Source organism: Enterorhabdus sp. P55, from assembly GCF_009911695.1.
Classification (GTDB): Bacteria; Actinomycetota; Coriobacteriia; order Coriobacteriales; family Eggerthellaceae; genus Enterorhabdus.
Genome location: NZ_QWKK01000322.1, coordinates 1 through 515, shown reverse-complemented (window position 1 = coordinate 515; position 515 = coordinate 1). Strand labels below are relative to the sequence as shown.

At 72.8% G+C, this 515-nt stretch carries 1 protein-coding gene; it reads right to left on the bottom strand.

The window, feature by feature from the left end; translation table 11 throughout:
* The coding region (locus tag D1643_RS11475; protein ID WP_160710695.1) for an integrase core domain-containing protein at window positions 1-515 on the bottom strand (515 nt) is incomplete at both ends.

Sequence of the window (515 nt, the reverse complement as noted above, 5' to 3'; positions counted from 1 at the left end):
TGTTGTGTGCCAATAGGTTGTTTACGCCGACGATGCGCGACATGGGCGGCAGGCCCCCGCAGGCGCTGTGCGGCCTGTCCCAATTATAATGCTCGATGAAGGCGGGGAGGGCGGCGGCCCTCCCCGCCTCGCTCTCCCACGCCCTGCCGTACTGCCACTCCTGGGCGAGCGTGCGGTTCATGCGCTCGACCTTGCCGTTCTGCCAGGGGCTGAAGGGCCTCGTGTAGACGTGGCGGACCCCGCGCCCCTCGAGCAGCGCGTTGAACTCGCCGCTGCGGTAGCCCGGCCCGTTGTCGGTCATCACGCGCTCGACCGAGACGCCCATCTCCCCGAAGAAGCCCAGGCAGCGGCCCATGAAGGCCGCGCAGGTGCCCTTGCGCTCGTCGGGCAGCAGCTCGGCGTAGGCCACGCGGCTGAAGTCGTCGACGGCGACGTGCAGGCACGCCGTGCCCGCCCCCGGCCTCGGCCGGCCGGCGCGGCCGCGCGCCCGCCAGCCCCCGCCGTCGGGGACGCGG